Annotated in this window: 13 protein-coding genes; 9 read left to right on the forward strand and 4 right to left on the reverse strand. The window is 54.9% G+C overall.

Features of this window, described 5'->3' with window-relative positions:
- Positions 1–15 precede the first annotated feature (15 nt).
- Positions 16–1,233: an MFS transporter gene (locus EYC98_RS19575; RefSeq protein ID WP_279247089.1), complete on the reverse strand. Its 1,218-nt coding sequence runs from the start codon at positions 1,231–1,233 to the stop codon at positions 16–18.
- A gap of 278 nt (positions 1,234–1,511) precedes the next feature.
- On the opposite strand from EYC98_RS19575, the gene EYC98_RS19580 reads away from it, so the two are divergent.
- The 5 genes from EYC98_RS19580 (at position 1,512) to EYC98_RS19600 (ending at position 8,259) form a co-directional block, all read left to right on the forward strand.
- Positions 1,512–3,230, forward strand: coding sequence for an HAD-IB family hydrolase (locus EYC98_RS19580; RefSeq protein WP_279247090.1), 1,719 nt, complete (start codon positions 1,512–1,514; stop codon positions 3,228–3,230).
- A complete protein-coding gene (locus EYC98_RS19585) occupies positions 3,227–5,578 on the forward strand; it encodes a glycerol-3-phosphate 1-O-acyltransferase (RefSeq protein ID WP_279247091.1) in 2,352 nt (783 codons plus the stop codon). Before EYC98_RS19580 ends, EYC98_RS19585 begins: the two co-directional genes overlap by 4 nt.
- Positions 5,575–6,576, forward strand: a complete 1,002-nt coding sequence (locus EYC98_RS19590) for an NAD(P)H-dependent glycerol-3-phosphate dehydrogenase (protein ID WP_279247092.1) — start codon at positions 5,575–5,577, stop codon at positions 6,574–6,576. Before EYC98_RS19585 ends, EYC98_RS19590 begins: the two co-directional genes overlap by 4 nt.
- Positions 6,573–7,406 carry an alpha/beta hydrolase gene (locus tag EYC98_RS19595; protein WP_279247093.1) on the forward strand — a complete coding sequence of 278 codons (834 nt, stop codon included), beginning with the start codon at positions 6,573–6,575 and terminating at the stop codon, positions 7,404–7,406. Before EYC98_RS19590 ends, EYC98_RS19595 begins: the two co-directional genes overlap by 4 nt.
- An 82-nt stretch (positions 7,407–7,488) precedes the next feature.
- Positions 7,489–8,259 carry a glucose 1-dehydrogenase gene (locus tag EYC98_RS19600; RefSeq protein WP_279247094.1) on the forward strand — a complete coding sequence of 257 codons (771 nt, stop codon included), beginning with the start codon at positions 7,489–7,491 and terminating at the stop codon, positions 8,257–8,259.
- A gap of 6 nt (positions 8,260–8,265) precedes the next feature.
- Here the strand turns inward: EYC98_RS19600 and EYC98_RS19605 are convergent, their stop codons facing one another.
- Complete coding sequence (locus EYC98_RS19605) at positions 8,266–9,765, reverse strand: AMP-binding protein (protein ID WP_279247095.1); 1,500 nt, start codon at positions 9,763–9,765, stop codon at positions 8,266–8,268.
- 129 nt (positions 9,766–9,894) lie between these two features.
- Here EYC98_RS19605 and EYC98_RS19610 point away from each other — a divergent pair, with 129 nt between their 5' ends.
- On the forward strand, positions 9,895–10,923 hold the full coding sequence (locus tag EYC98_RS19610; protein ID WP_279247096.1) for an AI-2E family transporter: 1,029 nt from the start codon (positions 9,895–9,897) through the stop codon (positions 10,921–10,923).
- A 42-nt stretch (positions 10,924–10,965) separates the two neighbouring features.
- On the opposite strand, the gene EYC98_RS19615 is transcribed toward EYC98_RS19610, so the two are convergent.
- Complete coding sequence (locus tag EYC98_RS19615; protein ID WP_279247097.1) at positions 10,966–11,559, reverse strand: pyridoxamine 5'-phosphate oxidase family protein; 594 nt, start codon at positions 11,557–11,559, stop codon at positions 10,966–10,968.
- 156 nt (positions 11,560–11,715) lie between these two features.
- On the opposite strand from EYC98_RS19615, the gene EYC98_RS19620 reads away from it, so the two are divergent.
- Both EYC98_RS19620 and EYC98_RS19625 read left to right on the forward strand, forming a co-directional pair.
- The gene (locus tag EYC98_RS19620; RefSeq protein ID WP_279247098.1) at positions 11,716–12,849 is read left to right on the forward strand and encodes an efflux RND transporter periplasmic adaptor subunit; all 1,134 of its coding nucleotides are present in this window, start codon (positions 11,716–11,718) and stop codon (positions 12,847–12,849) included.
- Between the two features lie 40 nt (positions 12,850–12,889).
- The gene (locus tag EYC98_RS19625; RefSeq protein WP_279247099.1) at positions 12,890–15,937 is read left to right on the forward strand and encodes an efflux RND transporter permease subunit; all 3,048 of its coding nucleotides are present in this window, start codon (positions 12,890–12,892) and stop codon (positions 15,935–15,937) included.
- Positions 15,938–15,950: 13 nt separating this feature from the next.
- Here the strand turns inward: EYC98_RS19625 and EYC98_RS19630 are convergent, their stop codons facing one another.
- Positions 15,951–17,564 (reverse strand): glycerol-3-phosphate dehydrogenase/oxidase, encoded by a 1,614-nt coding sequence (locus EYC98_RS19630; protein ID WP_279247100.1) that lies wholly within the window; start codon positions 17,562–17,564, stop codon positions 15,951–15,953.
- Between the two features lie 298 nt (positions 17,565–17,862).
- On the opposite strand from EYC98_RS19630, the gene EYC98_RS19635 reads away from it, so the two are divergent.
- A complete protein-coding gene (locus EYC98_RS19635) occupies positions 17,863–19,341 on the forward strand; it encodes an FAD-dependent oxidoreductase (RefSeq protein WP_279247101.1) in 1,479 nt (492 codons plus the stop codon).
- Positions 19,342–19,375 lie beyond the last annotated feature (34 nt).

The following is a 19,375-nucleotide window of genomic DNA, read 5'->3' on the forward strand; positions in this document are numbered from 1 at the left end:
TGATAATCCGCAAAATCAGGCTGCGCGCGTCGGTGTGACCAGTCGCAGTGGAATCATAATCAGTGCAGCGGCTATTGTCATACCGGCAAACACCAGCATGGCCGTCTGATAGTCACCGCTGCTGTCGTAAAGACGGCCGATGATGGTGAACCCAGGCATCACTGATAGTGTTATCAGCGGCCCCATCAAGCCCATGGCCTTGCCGTAGCTGAGTAATCCGAAGCACTGCGCCATCATCGAGCCCCATACCGGTAGCATGCCACCGGTGGCCAACCCCATGAGCACCACGGCAAACAAGATTGTGTTGTACCCCGGTAGCGCCGACAGTATCAGCAACGCCGCTGTGACAAGAGCCATGGCACTCCATAATCCAATTTTCAACGGTACACGATCAGCCATAAAACCAAAGGCCAATTTCCCCGCAAAGCTGGCGATCGCCAATGCCATGATGAGTGAAGAACCCTGCGCGGCGCTATGCTCGAGGCTGGTTGCATAAGGGGTAAGATTAGCCAGTACAGCACTGTAGGCACAAAACAGAATTCCCAGAGGTAATCCAATCAGCCAATAACCCTGATGGCGCAAAATGTCCTTTAGGCCCAATACTTGATCTACTCGGGCCTCAGCGTCGCCTGCGGGTGCGCCACCTTCTGGTTCCAGTCCAACGTCTGACGGGCGGCCTCGAACGGTGAAGAAAATGAAGGGCAGTACCAGAAACAGCGCCAGCAATGACATATTCTCCATTGTGATACGCCAGCCGGAACGCGCCAGCCAATAGGTCATTAGAGCGGGAATGATAATGCCTCCCAGTGAGGTTCCAATGGCGGATATTCCCAGCGCTCTGCCGCGGCTGGCGGTGAACCAGCGTGAAATAATCGTTGAAGCCGCCATCGAGCCTGACAGCGCGTTGGCCAGTGCCATGGTCACGCCAAAGATAATGACGAACTGGGTGATGCTAGTGGTTTGTCCCAGGCTCCAGAGCCCGCCCGCAAACAGTAGGACTCCACCGCACATCATCCACCGCACCGGATAGCGATCCAGCATAGCCCCAGCGATAGGAGCGACCAGCATGCCAGCGAAGGTGCCAATGGTCAGGCTGTACATGACCTGTTCCAGACTGACGCTGAACTCGGCCCGCACGGGCCCAACCAGCAGGCTGACTGAATAGGTAAAGAAGCCGACTACCAGCAGTTGTGCCATCAGCGAGCCAGCGACTACGTACCAGCCAAAAAACATAGAATTCTCCCAGATTGTTCACGTTAGCCGGGTAGTATTATCCGGGCGCCGCGAAGAGCGCACTAACTTGCCCTTTCTCAGCTAATTTCACAACGCTTTTTGATCCGGTTGCCGTGGCTAGCCGGCAATGGTTAACTATCTGCACCATTGGGGGCAGCCTGGCTTTGTGGTTGCCTGTGCCATGGCAATTCTTTGCGCCGTCTTAAATACGGTTCGACATCGCCGGCGGTGTGCGCTTTGGCCTATAATCGCGTCTGACTTTGCAGGAAACAAGAAAAATGGCATCAATCAAGCAATTGCTAAAGGCAGTTGAAGACTCACCCTCAGGACCTTCCACAGCAGCGATCTTCGATTTTGATGGCACGCTGATTGCCGGGTATTCGGCCGTTGCATTGATACGTGAGCAATTGCGTCGGGGCGACCTGACCACACGAGATTTTGCTGAAGTGGTCACCGCGATGACCAATTTCGGACTGGGTAATATGGGCTTTTCTGGAATGATGGTAGCCAGCTCCCAGTTTATGCGCGGTATTAACGAAGAGACCTATAGGGAAGTGGGTGAAGAACTTTACCTTAAGGAAATTGCACGGCTGATCTACCCTGAATCACGTGCGCTGGTTGAAGCACACCTGGCGAAGGGGCATACACTGGCTGTTATTTCTTCTGCTACGCCTTATCAGATAGAGCCCGCTGCTCGTGACCTGGGTATCGACCATGTGTTGTGCACTAACCTGGAAATTGAAGACGGGGCATTTACTGGAGAAGTGTTACGACCTACATGTTTTGGTCAGGGCAAGGTGGTGGCGGCGGAAAAACTTGCGGATGAGAACGGGGCTGATTTAGACCAGAGTTTTTTCTACTCCGACAGTAGCGACGATATTGAGCTGCTGGAACGGGTGAGTTGGCCCGTAGTGTTAAACCCCAATGGGAAGCTGAATAAAATCGCTCGGCAACGCAATTGGCCGCTAGCCCGCTTTGGCAGTCGCGGCCGTCCTACGGTCACGCAATTTGTGCGTTCAGTTGCGGCCACAGCAAGTCTGGTGACCTCGTTTGCCGCAGGGTTACCTATTTACGCTCTTACCGGGTCGCGGCGCGATGCCATTAATTTTTCCTTTTCAGTGTTTGCAGACACGGCTGGCGCCTTAATCGGTCTGGATCTGAATGTTAAAGGTGAGGACAACCTGTGGGCTCAGCGCCCCTGCGTATTTGTATTTAATCACCAGAGCAAAGCCGACGTGGTTATCATGGCGAAGCTTATTCGGCGCGATATAGCTGGAGTCGGCAAAAAGGAAATACGTAAGATTCCGGTGATAGGTCGGGTTATGGAAATGGGCGGTGTGGTGCTGATAGATCGCGAAAACTCTGGCAGTGCGATCGACGCGATGGCGCCTCTGGTCGACGCTATTCGCGATGATGGTAAGTGTGTTGTGTTAGCGCCCGAAGGCACGCGCACAGTTTCGCCGCGCCTGGGGCCGTTTAAAAAAGGCGCTTTTCATCTGGCGATGCAGGCCGGTGTGCCGATAGTGCCGATAGTGATTCGCAATGCGCTGGATGTGGCACCCAAAGGCGACTTTGTGTTTCGCGCCGCAACGGTAGATGTTGAAGTGTTGCCGCCGGTGGAGACCAGCAGCTGGTCGACCGACACTATTGATGAGCATGTCGCCGAAGTGCGGGGGCTATTTTTGCAGGCGCTGGGGCAGCAGCCTGCATCCCGCGGTCGGGCGGAAGGCAAGACCAAGTCGGCGGTAAAGCGTAAGGCTGAGACCGCGACTAAAACCAAAGCTGCAGCAAAATCAAAAGCCAAGCCGAAGTCCCAAGACACGCCTAAAAGTAAAGCCAAGCCAGCGACGAAAACAAAAGCCAAGCCGCTAGCCAAGGGTGAGGCTAAGGTTAAACCTAAAGCGAAGCCCAAAGCGAAGCCCAAAGCAGCGGCAAAGCCCAAGCCCAAGGCAAAGCCTGCGGCAGCTAAGGCTCGACCCAAGCAAGGGCAACGATGAACCAGCAACCGCAGCTGTTTGCCAGCGATCCCTGGCCAGAGCTGGCTGATAAGGGGGTTGTGTTCCTGCTGGATACGCGCAGCCGCTTTGAGCGACAGCAGCTGGAAGCCTGGATAGCTGCGCATCAGGACGGCCGTGAATGCACAGTGCTGGCCTTGTCGCTGGCCGGTGGAGAGAAAGAGATTAAGGTAGCGGCGCTCAAGGGGCTGGTCGACAAGCACAACGCAGCTGCCTTGGTAGTGCCGCTCAGAATTGCCTGGACGCCTCCCAGTGATGCGTTGGAATCGGGACCGCAGGTGCGCGACTTTCTGTTTGGTGATCTGCGCCGGCCGGGTAGTTGGAAAGCGCGTCGTATCCTCAAAAATGATCCACAGCGTGTCCACTGCATTGCGGCACAACCAGCAACGGTGGCAGAACTGCAACAACGGTTTGCGACCCTGCGGTATAGCGAAGCTACTGGAACCAGTCTTCAACTCGCCGGCTTTGTCGCGCGGCAGGCGGGTATTGCGCTGGATATTGCTGAACGCAGTCTGCGCGGTGGGCGTTATAAAGTTCCGCGCTACGTGCGCGACAGCCTGCTCGCCAGTCCGGCCTACCTGAAGGAGCTGGAGTCGCTCGCAATCGAAGAAGGCAAAAGTCTTGAGCAAATGCTTAAGGAATGCCGCGTATACATGAAGGAAATGATTAGCATACCTCGCACTTTCTGGATTGATGTGTTTGCCCGCTTTAACGATTTCGTATTGGGTTTGGGCTATCAGGACCAGATTGTCTACGACAAGGAAGCGGCGGCGCGGGCACGTCAGATGGTGCGCGACAATCCATCGATGCTGCTGTGGACACACAAGACTTACCTCGATGGGCTGGTGGTACCTAAAGTCTTGTTTGAGAACGATTATCCGTTGCCGCATATGTTCGGCGGTGCCAATCTTAGTTTTGCCGGACTTGGCTTTTTATTACGCCGCTCTGGTGCCATTTTTATCCGTCGTAGCTTTCAGGACAATCCTGGCTATAAGCTAACCCTGCGCCATTACATTGGCTATTTGATGGAGAAGCGCTTCCCGATGAATTGGTCATTCGAGGGCACGCGCTCACGTATCGGAAAGTTGATGCCGGTGCGCTATGGATTGCTGAAGTACGTATTGGAGGCTTGCTATGAGAATGATGCGCGCAACATTCACATCATTCCCATTTCGGTCAGCTACGATCTGATTCGTGACGTGCAGGAATATGCTACTGAGCAAACCGGGCGTGGTAAGGGCGCCGAATCTCTGCGCTGGTTTATTGGTTATATACGAAGTCTGGCCAAGCCCATGGGCAAGATTTACCTGGATTTTGGCGAGCCGGTCATATTGGAGCGTTGTCCTGATCCGGACGACAAGCTGGCGCTCTCTAAAATTGGTTTCGAAGTCGCTGTGCAAGCTAATAATGTGACGCCTATTACCTATCCCTCGATGATCACCATGAGTTTGTTGGGTGCGGCCCCACAGGCGCTTACCAATGGCGAGCTGGTGGAGGAAGTACAGGCGCTGCTGGATTGGTCGCGGCAGCGGGGCATCAGAGTATCCAGTGATTTTGAACCGCAAAATGCGCAGGCAATGCGTGGTTTGCTAGAGCTGATGATTAATGAAAATGTGATCACCCGCTATGATGAAGGACCAGAAGTCGTCTACGCTATTGCGCTTGAGCAGCATCCCGTAGCGAGCTTTTATCGCAATACCGTCATTCACTTTTTTGTTAACAAGGCGTTGATAGAAATGTCGCTGTTGCGCGCTGCCGAGGCCGGCGATGCGGCGGCCGAAGTGTTCTGGCAAGAGGTCGAGAATCTGCGCGATTTGTTCAAGTTTGAGTTTTTTTACGCGCCGACAGACGAGTTTCGACGTCAGATTGCGGAGGAGATGGAGCGGGTCACGCCGCAGTGGGCAGCCTATCTGGAACGCGGCGCCAGCGGTGTTTCTGGCTTGCTTGAAAAGTTACACCCGCTGGTATCTCATGCGACGCTATTGACCTATGTTGAGGCGTACACCGTAGTGGCAGACTTTATTGCCCGCACCGATCCAGAGGTGCAGCTGGAAGAAAAGGCCAGCATCGAGGCCGCGCTCAAGTTTGGTCGTCAGGCGTATTTACAAAGACGCATTAGTTCTGAGGCGTCTATCGGTCGCATATTGTTCCAGAATGCCTTCAAGTATCTGGACAATCGTGGCTTGATAAATCCGGGTCGTGACATACGCGCCAAACGTATAGCGGAGGCTCAGGCCTTGCGGGTCATACTGCGCCGATTGGAGCTGGTGCGCGGTTTGGTCATGGACCGGCGTGGTAGTGACTGGTATCGACAAGAGGAAAAAATATGATGCTAAAAGTTGGACTACTCGGAGGCGGCTCCTGGGGTACCACCGTGGCGGCACTGGTCGCCCGCAACGCGCCTATTACACTGTGGGCAAGAGATGCAGATACGGTGAACGAGATTAACGCCAGACATACCAATGAGAAGTATTTGCCGGGTGCCAAATTACCCGAAAAGCTGCGGGCGACCAATGATCTGGCCGAGGCAGTGGCGGATGTCGATGTGCTGGTGGTAGGTATTCCGTCGCAGTCTTTCCGAGCGGTACTGGAACAGGTCAAGCCGCACCTGCGTGCCTGGGTGCCAGTGATCTCGCTGACCAAAGGTTTGGAGTTGAGCACCTCAATGCGCATGACCGAGATCATTAATGAGATCCTGCCCGGTCACCCCAGTGGCGTCCTAACCGGACCCAACCTGGCGCGCGAGATTGCTGCTGGTCAGGCTGCAGCCAGTGTTATTGCAATGGAAGACCAGACTATTGTGCGCGAGCTACAGGCGGTATTTCGCAGCGGGCTGTTTCGGGTCTATACCAACGACGATGTGATTGGCTGCGAGTTGGGCGGTGTATTGAAAAACATTATCGCTATCGCGGTGGGCATGGGTGACGGTCAAGGGGCCGGTGACAACACGCGCTCGGCTCTAATTACTCGTGGATTGGCTGAAGCGACGCGCCTTGGCGTGGCGATGGGAGGGCGCGAGGAGACCTTCGCAGGTCTGGCGGGCATGGGTGATATGATCGCCACGTGTATAAGCCCCCAGAGCCGGAATCATCACGTTGGGGTAGAACTGGGCAAGGGGCGGGCCATGCAAGATATTATCGATGAGATGGTCATGGTTGCCGAAGGGGCTAAAAGTGCACCGGCCATCATGGCTCTGGCAGAACGCCATGGCGTCGAAATGCCGATCGCCTCTGAGGTGTATCAGGTCGTGAGTGGCGAGGCTTCGGCAAAACATGCGTTCCGCGGATTGTTGCGGTTCAGTGCCGGAGCGGAGTCGGAGCCAGGATGACAGCAGAAACAGGCTATTTCCCCGTCCCGGAATGGGGCAGCATTTTTTACAGCCATTGGAGCCCCGAAGGCGACGCGCGCGCGCTCGTGCTGATTGTTCACGGTCTCGCAGAACATTGTCTGCGCTACGAGCGGCTGGCTGAGTATCTCAACGGACAAGGCTATGCCGTCTGTGCTCTTGACTTACCTGGTCATGGTCAGTCCGACGGGACGCGGTGTTTTGTGAATAGCTTTGATGACAATTTGAACGCGGTGCTGGGCTTACGTGACAAGATAGCAGCACAATACCCGCACCGGCCGGTGATTTTGCTCGGTCATAGTATGGGTGGTCTAGTGAGTACGCGCTTGGTGCAGCGCAGTCAGGAGGGCTTTGCTGCTCTGGTGTTATCGGCGCCAGCACTGGCGACTCCGCAGGAGCCGTCTGCACTGCTCAAATATGTGGTGCGGCTGCTGTCCAAGCTGATGCCAAAGCTGGGGGTGTTGCAATTGGACTCCAAGGGTGTGAGCCGTGATACGGCAGTCGTTGAAGACTATGTGGCAGATCCGCTGAACCATAACGGCAAGGTGCCCGCGCGTACCGTGGCAGAAATGTTCGCCGCTATGGCCGCGTCCATAGCGGCCGCGAGTGAAGTGAAGTTGCCACTGCTGCTGATGCACGGTGAGGCTGACAGTATGACTTCTGTGAGCGGTTCGCAGTCCCTGTATGACGCGGCCGCTGCACCGGATAAGTCTTTGCGGGTATATCCCGAACTCTACCATGAAATTTTTAATGAGCCGGAGTGGGAGCAGGTGTATTCAGATCTGCTGGCGTGGCTCAATCAACGATTCTAACGGACGTTGCATCTAAAGAAGCTGCGCTGCGCGGACCAATAGATGCGGGCGCCTTGGAGTTATCTTATTTGGAGGAAGGTGTGTGAGTAGATTAGAAGGCAAGGTTGCGATCGTTACCGGTGGTGCCAATGGCATGGGACAGGCGACGGTGCGTCTGTTTATAGAACATGGCGCCAAGGTAGTGATAGGCGATGTGCAGGAAGAGGCGGGGCAGGCTCTGGCAGATAAGCTGGGTGACAACGCGGTGTTTGCGCGGCAGGACGTTAGCAGCGAGTCTGACTGGCAGCAAGTGGTGGCCAAGGCGCAGGAACTTGGACCCTTGAATGTACTGGTGAATAACGCCGCCATCGTGATGATGAAGTCGATCGTCGATACCACGCCGGAAGATTATCTGCGGGTGGTCAATATTAATCAGCTGGGTACCTTCATGGGTATTCGTTCTGTTATTGAACCCATGAAGGCCGCAGGCGTTGGTTCGATTATTAATGTTTCGTCGATCGATGGTTTGCACTCCTCGGCTGGGCTGGCAGCCTATTCCTCGAGTAAGTGGGCGGTGCGTGGTTTGACTAAAAGCGCCGCCATTGAGTTGGGGCAGTACGGAATTCGCGTGAATAGTGTTCACCCTGGCGGTATCTATACCAGTATGGGTGGTGCCGACTTCAGCTCTGCTGAAGACTTGAACAAGAGCATGTATGCGGACTTTCCTATTCCGCGCGTAGGCCAACCAGAGGAAGTGGCCTATGTGTCGTTGTTTCTGGCCAGCGATGAAGCCAGTTATAGCACCGGCTCAGAGTTTGTTGCAGATGGTGGCTGGTTTGCGGGCATGCGTCGTCCAGGCATGCCCTGTTCCTGATCGGTTCTAGTCTGCTGTGGGACTAAACAAATCGCGGTACTGCTCGCGCAACAGATTCTTCTGTACTTTACCCATCGTGTTGCGCGGCAGTTCACTGACCGCCAGTAGCTGCTTCGGCTGCTTGAAACGCGCCAAGTGATCGGCCATCGATGCCTGTAAAGTGCTTTGGGCAGGCAGCTGCTTGCCCTTCTCAGTGACGCACACGGCTACCACGGCTTCACCAAAATCCGGGTGTGGTACGCCGATGACGGCTGACTCAGCGATGCCGGGTACTTCATCGAGTACCAGCTCTACTTCCTTGGGGTAGACATTGTAGCCGCCGCTGATAATAAGATCCTTTTCGCGCCCCACCAGACTGAGTCTGCCATCGCTGTCCAGTACGCCCATATCACCGCTGATAAACCAGCCATCTTCACGAAATTCAGCCGCCGTTTTATCTGGCATGCGCCAATAGCCCTGAAAAATATTGGGACCACGCGCTTCCACTATGCCGACCTCGCCTGACGCCAAGGATGTGCCCGAATCATCGCATACACGCACTTCAACTCCAGGCAGAGCAAAACCCACGGTACCCGCCAGCCGCTCACCATGGAGCGGATTTGAGGTGATCATCCCAGCTTCCGACATACCATAGCGTTCCAGTATACGTTGACCTGTGCGTTGCTCGAACTCAGCGAACGTGGGCTCGGTGAGCGGTGCAGAGCCGCAGATAAAAACTCGCATGTGCGCGTAATGCGCTGGGCCAAAGTCGGGGCTGGCCAGCAGTCGGGTATAAAACGTCGGTACACCCATCATTACTGTTGCTGCGCTCATAACGTCGAGTACATGTGCGGTATCAAACTTTTCCAGAAACAGAATGCGGGAGCCGTTCAAGAACGCCGTATTCAGAGCGATAAACAGGCCATGCACATGAAAGATGGGCAGTGCGTGTAGCAGCACATCACCGGCTTCAAACCCCCATAATGAATGCAGAGTTTTAGCGTTGGATGCCAGATTGCCGTGGCTTAGCATAGCGCCTTTGGAACGACCAGTAGTGCCGGACGTATAGACAATAGCCGCAAGATCGTCAGCGTTACGGGGCACGATTTTTTCGGCTTCAGTGGCAGTAAGCGCTGCTGAGTGAAATTCCTCCAACGTAAACACAGTGCAACTGGACTGCTCGCTAATACGAGCCCCGTCACCAGCGCGACAGATAATCAGGCTGGGTTCGGCGTCATCGATAAAGTAGTCAAGCTCTCTCGCCGTGTAAGCTGTGTTGAGCGGCACCATCACAACACCTGCGCGCAGGCAAGCGAGGTAGAGCGCAACCGCTGGCGGACATTTGTCCACCTGCACCAGTACTCGATCCCCCACGTTGGTTTGTGTCGCCAGCAAGTGGCTCATGCGCGCTGAATGCTGGTGGAGGTCGGCGTAGCTCCAGTCGTCAGCCGTTGGTAACTGCAAGGCGATATCCGTCAAATGTTCGCGAAAGCCATCGTATAACATTTGGTAAAGGTTACATTGCATGAGGTGATGGGCCTTGTTGTTGCGACACCGGCAGTGTACTACTTCGGTTGGTGCCATGCCGAGTGGGCCTTGCACATAAGCACTAGCCCGCCTATTCTCGGCGTTCTTTCTTTAGCTTCGTTGTAGCCAATGCCTGACACTGATCATCCCGTAAGCCGTGCCATCATAACCGCCGCGGCATTTGTTGTTGTTGCCGCGGGATTGAAAGCGGCGCAGGCCATTGTGGTTCCTTTTCTCATCTCGTTGACGCTGGCGCTAATATTTTCTCCGCTGCTGACGTGGTTGATGCGCCGCCGCTTTCCCTCCTGGCTCGCCATCTTGACAATATTGCTGGTCATTATGTTGCTAGGCACCATACTGGGCGCGATTCTGGGTAACTCGATTAATGACTTTATCTCGGATCTCCCCAAATATCAGGAGCGACTACAGCAGCTCGTCAATAACTCCGTTCAGTGGCTCAATAGCAGCGGACTGGAGGGGCCGGCGCAACAGGCCGTTGCCAGTTTCGATCCCGGCGCTGCATTAAGGTTCGCAGGTTCTGCGTTGAAGTCGCTCACGGGTTTTATGACCAACGCCTTTTTGATTATGTTAACAACTGCTTTCCTGTTGGGTGAAAGCCTGGTGCTGAATAAAAAGATTGATGCCGCTATGGGACAACACAGTGGCGGTATGCCTGCCTTCGAGCAGATTGCGGTGAGTATTCAGAACTATATGGGACTGAAGACGCTCATTAGCTTGGGTACGGGTCTGGTGATTACCGTGTGGCTGGCCGTGCTAGGGGTCGACTATCCAGTGATGTGGGGACTGTTGGCCTTTTTGCTCAACTACATTCCGAACGTGGGTTCCCTGATTGCCGCGATACCGGCGGTTTTGTTCACGGTGTTGCAGCTGGGACCTTTCACGGCTCTGTTTGTCGGCTTGGGTTACTTTGTGGTGAACACACTATTAGGCAGTGTGATCGAACCCAGAGTGATGGGGCGCGGGCTCAATCTGTCGCCCTTGGTGGTATTTATTTCATTAATATTCTGGGGTTTTCTGTTCGGGCCGACCGGCATGCTGTTGTCTGTGCCGCTGACCGTTATTATCAAACTGATACTGGAGAATGTGCCTAGCGGACGCCGCTTTGCGATCTTTTTGGGTGGTGCTCCGGCTGAATAAAACCTCGGCGGCACCAGGTGCTTGCCGCCGGGTTGTTAGCGTCTAGCGTGGATCTAATCCGCGCTTGGCGCGTTCCGCGTTCATGCGATCGGTGTCCCCGCCCAGGCGTTCACCCAGCTCTGACTCATCGACGCCTTCGCTGAAATGGCGATTCGCCAGACCCGCGTTGTACATAATCTTCTTAACCGGAGTTACCGCTATAATAGTCCGCAGCGGCGAGTCCAATAAGGAGTAAAAAGCGTCCTCACCGGCTTGGTTGCCGGGATTAAGTTTGCGTGAAAGCGCGGTGTAAAACCACTTTTTGGTTTCATCATCATCAAAGAACTCGCTGGTTCCCTTCAGAGTAATTGCGCCAGTGGCCAAACCTTCTCCAGCACCTTCCGGATAGCCAGCGCTGCTGACGTTAACGGATACGCGAGGTTCGCGACGAATGGCAGCGGCCCGATGGCGGTGCGCGGCAAAGGTTATCCAGATTTTTCCGTCGTGCCAAACAAAGGCATGGGTAACACCTACGGGCCAGCCGTCTTTGGTGCTCCACATCAGTACACATTCAACTGATGTGTTGAGCATGCCGTCAACTTCTTCGTCCGTGAAGGGGTAAATGGAGACGATTTCATGGTCGTGCGTCTTGGACATAGCGATTTCCTTTTTATTTGGAATTTATAGAAAGTTACTCAAGAAGGTTACCGCATATCTAGTTGAAATGCCCGAAATGCGGCAGGCAGCTTCGCATATCTTGATAGAGCTGTTAATCTTGCAGTTTTCCGGCGTTGGCCATAAGGAAGTTAGGTGATGGGAAAATTACTTGGCAAGGTACTGTTATTTGTATGTTCAGGCTTAATTTTACAGGCCTGTGGCGCAAAGCAGGAAGAAGCGGGGCCTGCACCTGTTCGTCCAGTGAAAATATTCGAAGTTGAAGGCGGCAGCTCTGAAGCGTTGCGCAATTTCCCAGGTACGGTGGATGCCTCGCAACGGGCCGAGGTTGGGTTTCGTGTCGGCGGTGTGCTGCAGGAGCTGCAAGTCCGGGAGGGTGATCTGGTCGAATCAGGCCAGGTGTTAGCGCGGCTTGACCCCACCGACTTCAAAATCATATTGGAGGATCGGACAGCTACTTTTGAGAATGCTGAGCGTAATTTTGAGCGCGCAAAAGAGCTGATTGTCGATGGCAATATCTCGAAGTTTGATTACGACAGAATGGAAGCCAATTACAAAACCTCGGCCGCCTCGCTGTCGCAGGCCGAACAGGACCTGGCTTATACCGAGCTGAAGGCACCTTTTGCCGGCCGCATAGCACGTCGCGACGTCGAGAATTTTGAAGAAGTGATTGCGAAGCAGACGGTAGTTTTGATTCAGAATGTCGGTCAACTGGATGTGCGCATCAACTTGCCCGAGTCGCTGGTGCGCAGCTTCAGCGGCGAGGAGCAGCGTCGTGCGACCGCAGACTCGATTGAGCGTCGCGGCATTAAGGCCTATGCAGATTTCGAGGGTCGTTCCGGGAACCGCTTTGAGCTGCATTTGAAAGAGGTTGCCACCAAAGCCGATTCGCAGACACAGACCTTCCAGGTGACGTTCACCATGCCTTCACCTGAGAAGTTTGCGGTGCTGCCGGGTATGACGGCCAATGTTCTCGTCGACTTTGCCAACATCATGGACTCCAGTGAGTCGAAGTGGGTTCCGCTAACCGCCGTCCAGGCCGACAGTGGGCTGCAAGCGCGGGTGTGGGTGCTGGATACTGTGAGCATGACTGTCAGCAGCCGTGCTGTGGTTATTGGGCGTATGGCGGGCAGTAATATCGAAGTGCGTAGTGGTCTCAGTGGGGGCGAGAAAATTGTCGCGGTCGGTGCAGCCTATCTGGCGGAGGGGATGCCGGTTACGCTCATGGAAACCTCTGAACAGGCAATACCCCGCGACGACGAGTCAGCCTGATCTGGCACTGGATAACAGTTTTCTACAAGGATAAGACCCTATGAATCTCGGGGAATACTCGGTCAATAGTAAGGTAATCTCGTGGCTGCTCGTGGTCATCATGGTGGGCGGTGGCGTTTCCGCCTTCGAGAGCATGGGAAAGCTGGAGGATCCGGCGTTCACTATTAAGTCTGCCAAGATCATTACCCAGTATCCGGGAGCCTCTGCCACTGAAGTTCAGGAAGAACTCACCTACCATATCGAAGACGCCTTGCAGCGTATGGAACAGATCAAGTGGATCAAGATGTCGGTGTCGAGGCCTGGGCTCTCTGACATTCTGGTGGATTTCAAAGACCAATATAAAGCCGATGACCTGCCGAATATTTTCGATGAATTACGCCGCAAAATGGCTGATGTCGCGCCCAATCTCCCACCTGGGGCCATGGCGCCAATGGTCATAGATGACTTTGGTGATGTCTATGGCGTTTATACCGTGCTCACGGGCGAAGGCTATAGCTGGCGCGACCTTTATGACACAGCGGATCGGATTAAGCGGCAGCTAATTCTGGTTCCGGGCGTGCGCAAAGTGGTTATCGATGGTGAACAGAAAGAGGTGGTCTACGTCGATATTTCGCGCAGTCGCATGGCTGAATTGGGTATCGATATACAGGCTATTAATCGCGTGCTGGCCTCGCAGAACGAGGTGGTGGTGGCCGGTAATGTCCGGGTCAATGATGATTATCTGCGGATTAGTCCGACCGGTGCTTTTAAATCGGTACAGGCGATAGGCGATGTGTTGATCAGCTCGCAGGATAAACGGCTGATTTACCTGCGTGATATTGCCACAATCACTCGCGCCTACGATGAGGTGCCGTCTAAGATTTTCTACGTTAACGGTAAGCCCGGGCTGAGTATGGGCATCTCCATGCTGTCGGGTGAGAACGTAGTAGAGGTTGGGCGTCGGTTGGATCAAAAAGTGGCTGAGCTGCTGCCAGTGATCCCCGTTGGTATGAAGATGGAAGTGGTCTATGACCAGCCCAAGGCAGTAGACAGTTCGGTCAGTGGCTTTATAACCAGCGTCGGTCAGGCAGTGGCTATTGTGATAGCCGTGCTGTTGCTATTTATGGGTCTGAGGGTCGGTATTATCATCGGTGCGGTGCTGCTGATCACGGTGGCCGGTACGCTGTTTGTTATGAATTTCTTTGGTATTGAGCTACAGAGAATCTCGTTGGGAGCGCTGGTCATAGCGTTGGGTATGTTAGTCGATAATGCGATTGTGGTCGCTGAGGGCATGCTGGTGCGCATGAACAAGGGCATGAGCGCCGCGCGTGCAGCCGGAGAAGCAGTCGGTAAAACCCAGTGGGCACTGTTGGGCGGCACGCTGATCGGGATACTGGCTTTCTCTGCCATCGGACTGTCCCCGGATAACACCGGTGAATTTGCGAGCTCGTTGTTCTACGTGATAATGATTTCTCTGAGTCTCAGCTGGATCACAGCGGTCAGTACTACGCCACTACTATGCGCATTGCTGCTGAAGCCGGGTGCCAGCGGCGATGAGGGCAGTGACCCCTATGGTGGCGGTCTGTTTCAGGCATATCGGGGCGTGGTGGCTAGCGCGGTTAATCATCGCTGGGTGACCATGGCCGGGGTAGTGGTGTTGTTTGTGATGGCTGTTATTGGTTTTGGCTCGGTCAAAAGCGGTTTCTTTCCCGATTCCAGTACGCCCATGTTTTTTGTCGATGTGTGGGAACCCGAAGGTACTGATATTCGGGTGACTCGCGATGACAGCCTGCGGGTTAGTGAATACATTCGGACCTTACCCGGTGTAGTCCAGACAAGCGCGGTAATCGGCGGTCCGCACCAGCGCTTTACTCTGGTTTATGATGCCAAGGAGCCCTCCCGTGCCTACGGGCAGATTATTGTTGAAACCGAGAGTCGCGACCAGATTCCAGCCATGTGGACGCAGGTCAATAATTTCATGCGCGAGGAAATGCCTTGGCTGGATCCCATTGTTAAACCACTGCGCATTGGGCCGGGCCGTGACGCTAAGATAGAGGCACGATTCTCGGGCCCCGATCCGCAGGTGTTGCGTCGCCTGGCCGACGAGGCCATGGCCATTATGCGCGCTGATTCAGAATCCAGGGACGTGCGTGAAGATTGGCGCAGTCCGGTGAAGGTGGTTACTCCGGTGTTCAACGAACAGGTGGGCCGCCAGCTCGGTGTCACCCGTGATGACCTCGGCTCGGCCCTGCAATACGCGGTGGAGGGTACCCCCGTGGGTACCTATCGCGATGGCATTCGTGTGTTGCCAATACGGGTGCGGGCACCTGAGGATGAGCGCGGTGACATAAATAACCTGCGTGATATTCAGGTATGGAGCCCGGTATTGGGGCGCGCGGTACCTGCCTCGCAGGTTGTGTCCAGTTATGAAACCAGCTGGGAAAACGCGGTGATTCGAGGACGTGACCGCATGCAGACAATCATTGCCTCCTGCAACCCTTCTGGCGAACTGGCAACACCACTGTTTACCCGGCTGCGCGCGCAAATTGATGAAATGCCGCTGCCGCCCGGTTATAAACTTGCCTGGGGTGGTGAGTACGAGGATTCCAACAACGCTCAGAAAGGCCTGGGTGGCGCGCTGCCGGTGGGGTTCATGTTGATGATTTTGACCAGCGTGTTCCTGTTCGGCAAATTGCGCCAGCCGGCGATTATCTGGCTGACCGTGCCGCTGGCGATTATCGGTATCACCGCCGGCCTGCTTACCACCGGTGGCGCCTTTGATTTTATGTCGCTGTTGGGGGCCCTGTCATTGGTCGGCCTGTTGATCAAGAACGCCATTGTGCTGATCGAGGAAATCGACCAACAGATAGAAGAGGGCAAAGATGCCTATGAAGCGGTGCTTGACTCGGCAGTAAGCAGAATGCGCCCCGTGATGCTGGCCGCTTCAACCACCATACTGGGTTTGATACCGCTGCTCTCGGACGTCTTTTTTGTCAACATGTCGGTGACGATAATGGCGGGTCTCGGCTTCGCTTCCATTCTCACGCTGATCGTCGTGCCCACGCTGTACGCTATATTCTTCCGTATCCATCGTCAGCCCGGGCATTGACCCGGCAGTGCGGTTACTGCTGGCCGTCTGCCAGCTGAGCGTACTCTTGCAGTCTGGCGTCTGCGTCTTTTCCAAAGAGTAGGCCGCAGGCGTCATGCAGGCCTGGCGCGGCCAGAATTTCTGAGCGGCGCAGCACTTGCTCTATTTTGGAACGGCGGCGCAGAAAATCTTCGAGCTTTACGATCATTTCCTGACGCGCGGCCAGCTCTATTTCGCAGCGCGTGTACTCCGCGTTTTCGATCAACAATTGCGCGCATGAGGTATCTTCGCGAATACGCTCCAGTAGCTCAAATGCACTGTCGCCGTAGCGGCGCCAGAAACGTTCTGACAGAGGTTCTGAAGAGCTGGGGTCGGTAAGCTCGTCCAGACCGATTAAGTGTGCCTGATGCATAAATTCGCGGCGCCGCGCAGCGGGGGGCTCGCCGTACCAGTGATGGTCAAACCAGGGTAGATTAACGCCGAGGTCGCGAACCATATCTGCGATCTCGTCGCCGACATTCAGGCAATCGGTAAGCTTGCCACCGAATACGGTGAGATGAGCTCGGGCCTGGTCAACCTCTATAACGTGCTTGCGTGATAACTGTACCCAGTCGGCCTCCTGGTTATCACCGCTGACGGCCAGGGGTCTGACACCGCAGCGTTCGGCTATGATATCTTCCAATACCAGCGGCCGTTCCAGGTCCAGTACAGCATTGGCGTTGGCGAGGATAAACTCACGATCTTCCGGAGTCACCTCTACGTGAGGGCTATCGACCTGTGTATCGGTAGTGCCGATACAGGTTTTTGGTCCCATCGGAATCAGGAAAAACAGGCGTCCATCACTGGCAAAGAATGTCAGTACTCGGCGGTTGTCGGTAATCTGGTCCACGATCAGATGCACGCCCTTGGACAATAGATGGCGGTGCTCGGTAGTGTCGCCAGTGGTTTGGTTGTGGTCATCGGCCCAGGGGCCACAGGTATTGATTAACACTTTAGAACGAATCGTAAACTCACGGCCGCTGATATGGTCCAAAGCGCTGGTGTGCCAGACTCCGTTACTGAAGTGGGCGCCGGTAGACTCAACATAGTTCGCAGCGATGCTGCCGTAATCAAGGCTGCGGCGAATGAAATTGAAAATAAAGCGCGCGTCGTTGTCGTAAAGATAGCAGTCAGAATACTCAATGCCACCGGCAGCATTAGTGGTATTGATAATGGGCTCGCCAGATTCCAGGGCAGAGGCTGAACGGTAAACCGGCGGCTTGGTAAAACAGCGGCCGATAAACCAGTAGAGCAGCGAACCCATATAGACGATCGGCGGCCAGACCCGAAAACCTTTAGCTATAGTGGTAAAAAAGCGTATTTCCTTAACCGTAGAAGGATAGGCGCGCATCAGCTTGTTACGGGCTGCACAGAGCTTATTGACCAGCAGGAACTCGTAGGACTCCAGATACTTGATGCCGCCCCAGGCGAGGTTGGACGAGTTGGAGCTGGTGGCGGCGGCAAAGTCACCGCGGTCAATCAGTGCCACGTTGGCGCCCCGTGCGGCCAGCGAAGCGGCGGCCACCGCGCCATTTATCCCGCCTCCGATGATGAGCACATCAAAAGTTTCGACGTCCAGTTTGGCTATGTTGGTGTTGCGCAGGTTCATGTTGCTCACCATACCTTTTTTTGGGTCTGGACGTTAATCTAAGTTGTCGCTTAATGGGGGTTATTGACCAGTCTCCAAGCAGGTTTTTACTGCCAGGACGCACTCGCTCTGGCAGTGACGGCTGCGCTGCGCGTGGAGACCCAGCCGTCGGCAGGCGGCTCATGGCGGCAGCTTTGTCAGCCTTGCGGCCAATAACCGGCCGAGCGTACAAATTGTTGTGCTGAAGCTGCGCTCAGCGGGTTGTTTAGCCTGCGCAAACTGGCTTTAATGTCCCGCCGTCACAAGGAGAAATGCAGCCATGCCAGCAACAACGACACCCACGCAAGCACGCAAGGTCAGCGAAGTGGATCAATGGCACATGGAAACCGAGGTTGCCATCGTAGGTTTTGGCGGCGCCGGCGGGTGTGCGGCGATTCAAGTAGCGGATTCAGGTGGCAAGGCGATTATCTTTGAGGTGGCCAGCGCCAGTGGGGGTTCAACCGCGATGTCCAGCGCGGAGATTTACATGGGCGGCAGTGGCGGTACGCGGGTACAGCGTGCTTGCGGTTTTGAAGATACGACGGAAGCCATGTTCACCTACATGATGATGAGTGCTGGTCCCCAGGCCGATGAGGACAAGATTCGCGGCTATTGCGAGAACAGCACGGCACATTTTGAGTGGCTGTGTGAATTGGGAGTTCCGTTCAAGGACAGCTTCCATGAGAGCCGCGCCATTATGTGCCTGACCGATGATGGACTGCTCTACACCGGCAGCGAAAAAGCCTGGCCCTTCGCCGAACACGCCGCACCGGCGGCACGCGGACATAACCTGTATGTGGAAGGTGACAACGGCGGCCCGTTGTTTATGAAGATAGTGACAGAGAATGTAGAACAACGTCCCGCGATAACCGTTGAGTATGAAGTGCGGGCTTTGACCCTGATCTGCGATGACAACAACGAAGTGGTTGGCCTTGTGGTTCGCAAAGACCAGCAGGAGCTTAATGTGCGGGCCACCAAGGGCGTCATTCTGTGTGCTGGTGGCTTTGTCATGAACGATGAAATGTTGCGTAAGCATGCCCCCAAATTAACCCGTGGCAATCAGGCCATCGGCAACCCCGGCGATACCGGTGCTGGTATCCAGATGGGAATGAGCGCGGGTGGCGCTGCGATTAATATGCATGAAGGCTTTATTAGCTTGCCATATTACCCGCCGGCTTCGATCACCGGGGGCATACTGGTCAACGATAAGGGCCAGCGTATTATCAATGAAGATGTTTATCACGCGCGGCTTGGCAATGCGATTCTGAAGGACGAGGGCGAGCGTTTTTACTTCATTGTCACGGTCGAGCAGTATGGTGATTATGAGAAGATGAATTTTATGGCCGCCGAGGTCTGCGGGACCGGTGAAACAGTCGCTGAATTGGAAGCAGAGCTGCAGTTACCCGGCGGCAGCCTACAGCATACCGTTAGCTTCTATAATGATAACGTTGCTCACGGTAGCGATCCTATGTTCCACAAGGCCAGCGAGTGGTTGCAGACACTGGAAGTACCGCTGGTAGCACTGGACGTGACACCTGGTCGCGGTTCGTTCTGGCCCTATTTCACTCTGGGTGGACTCGATACTCTGCCCAGCGGTGAAGTGGTGCGCGAAGATCGCAGCGTGATTCCGGGCCTCTATGCCGCAGGACGTACCGCCTGCGGCGTGGTGCGACGTGCAGAGGGTTACTCCAGTGGTATGTCCGTTGGTGATGCAACGTACTCAGGGCGTCTGGCTGGCAAGGCCGCCGCCGCCCGTTAAGCCTGCAGCACCCGGTCGCAGCTTGGCGATCTTG

The organism is Candidatus Litorirhabdus singularis, from assembly GCF_026262625.1.
Lineage (GTDB): Bacteria > Pseudomonadota > Gammaproteobacteria > Pseudomonadales > Halieaceae > Litorirhabdus > Litorirhabdus singularis.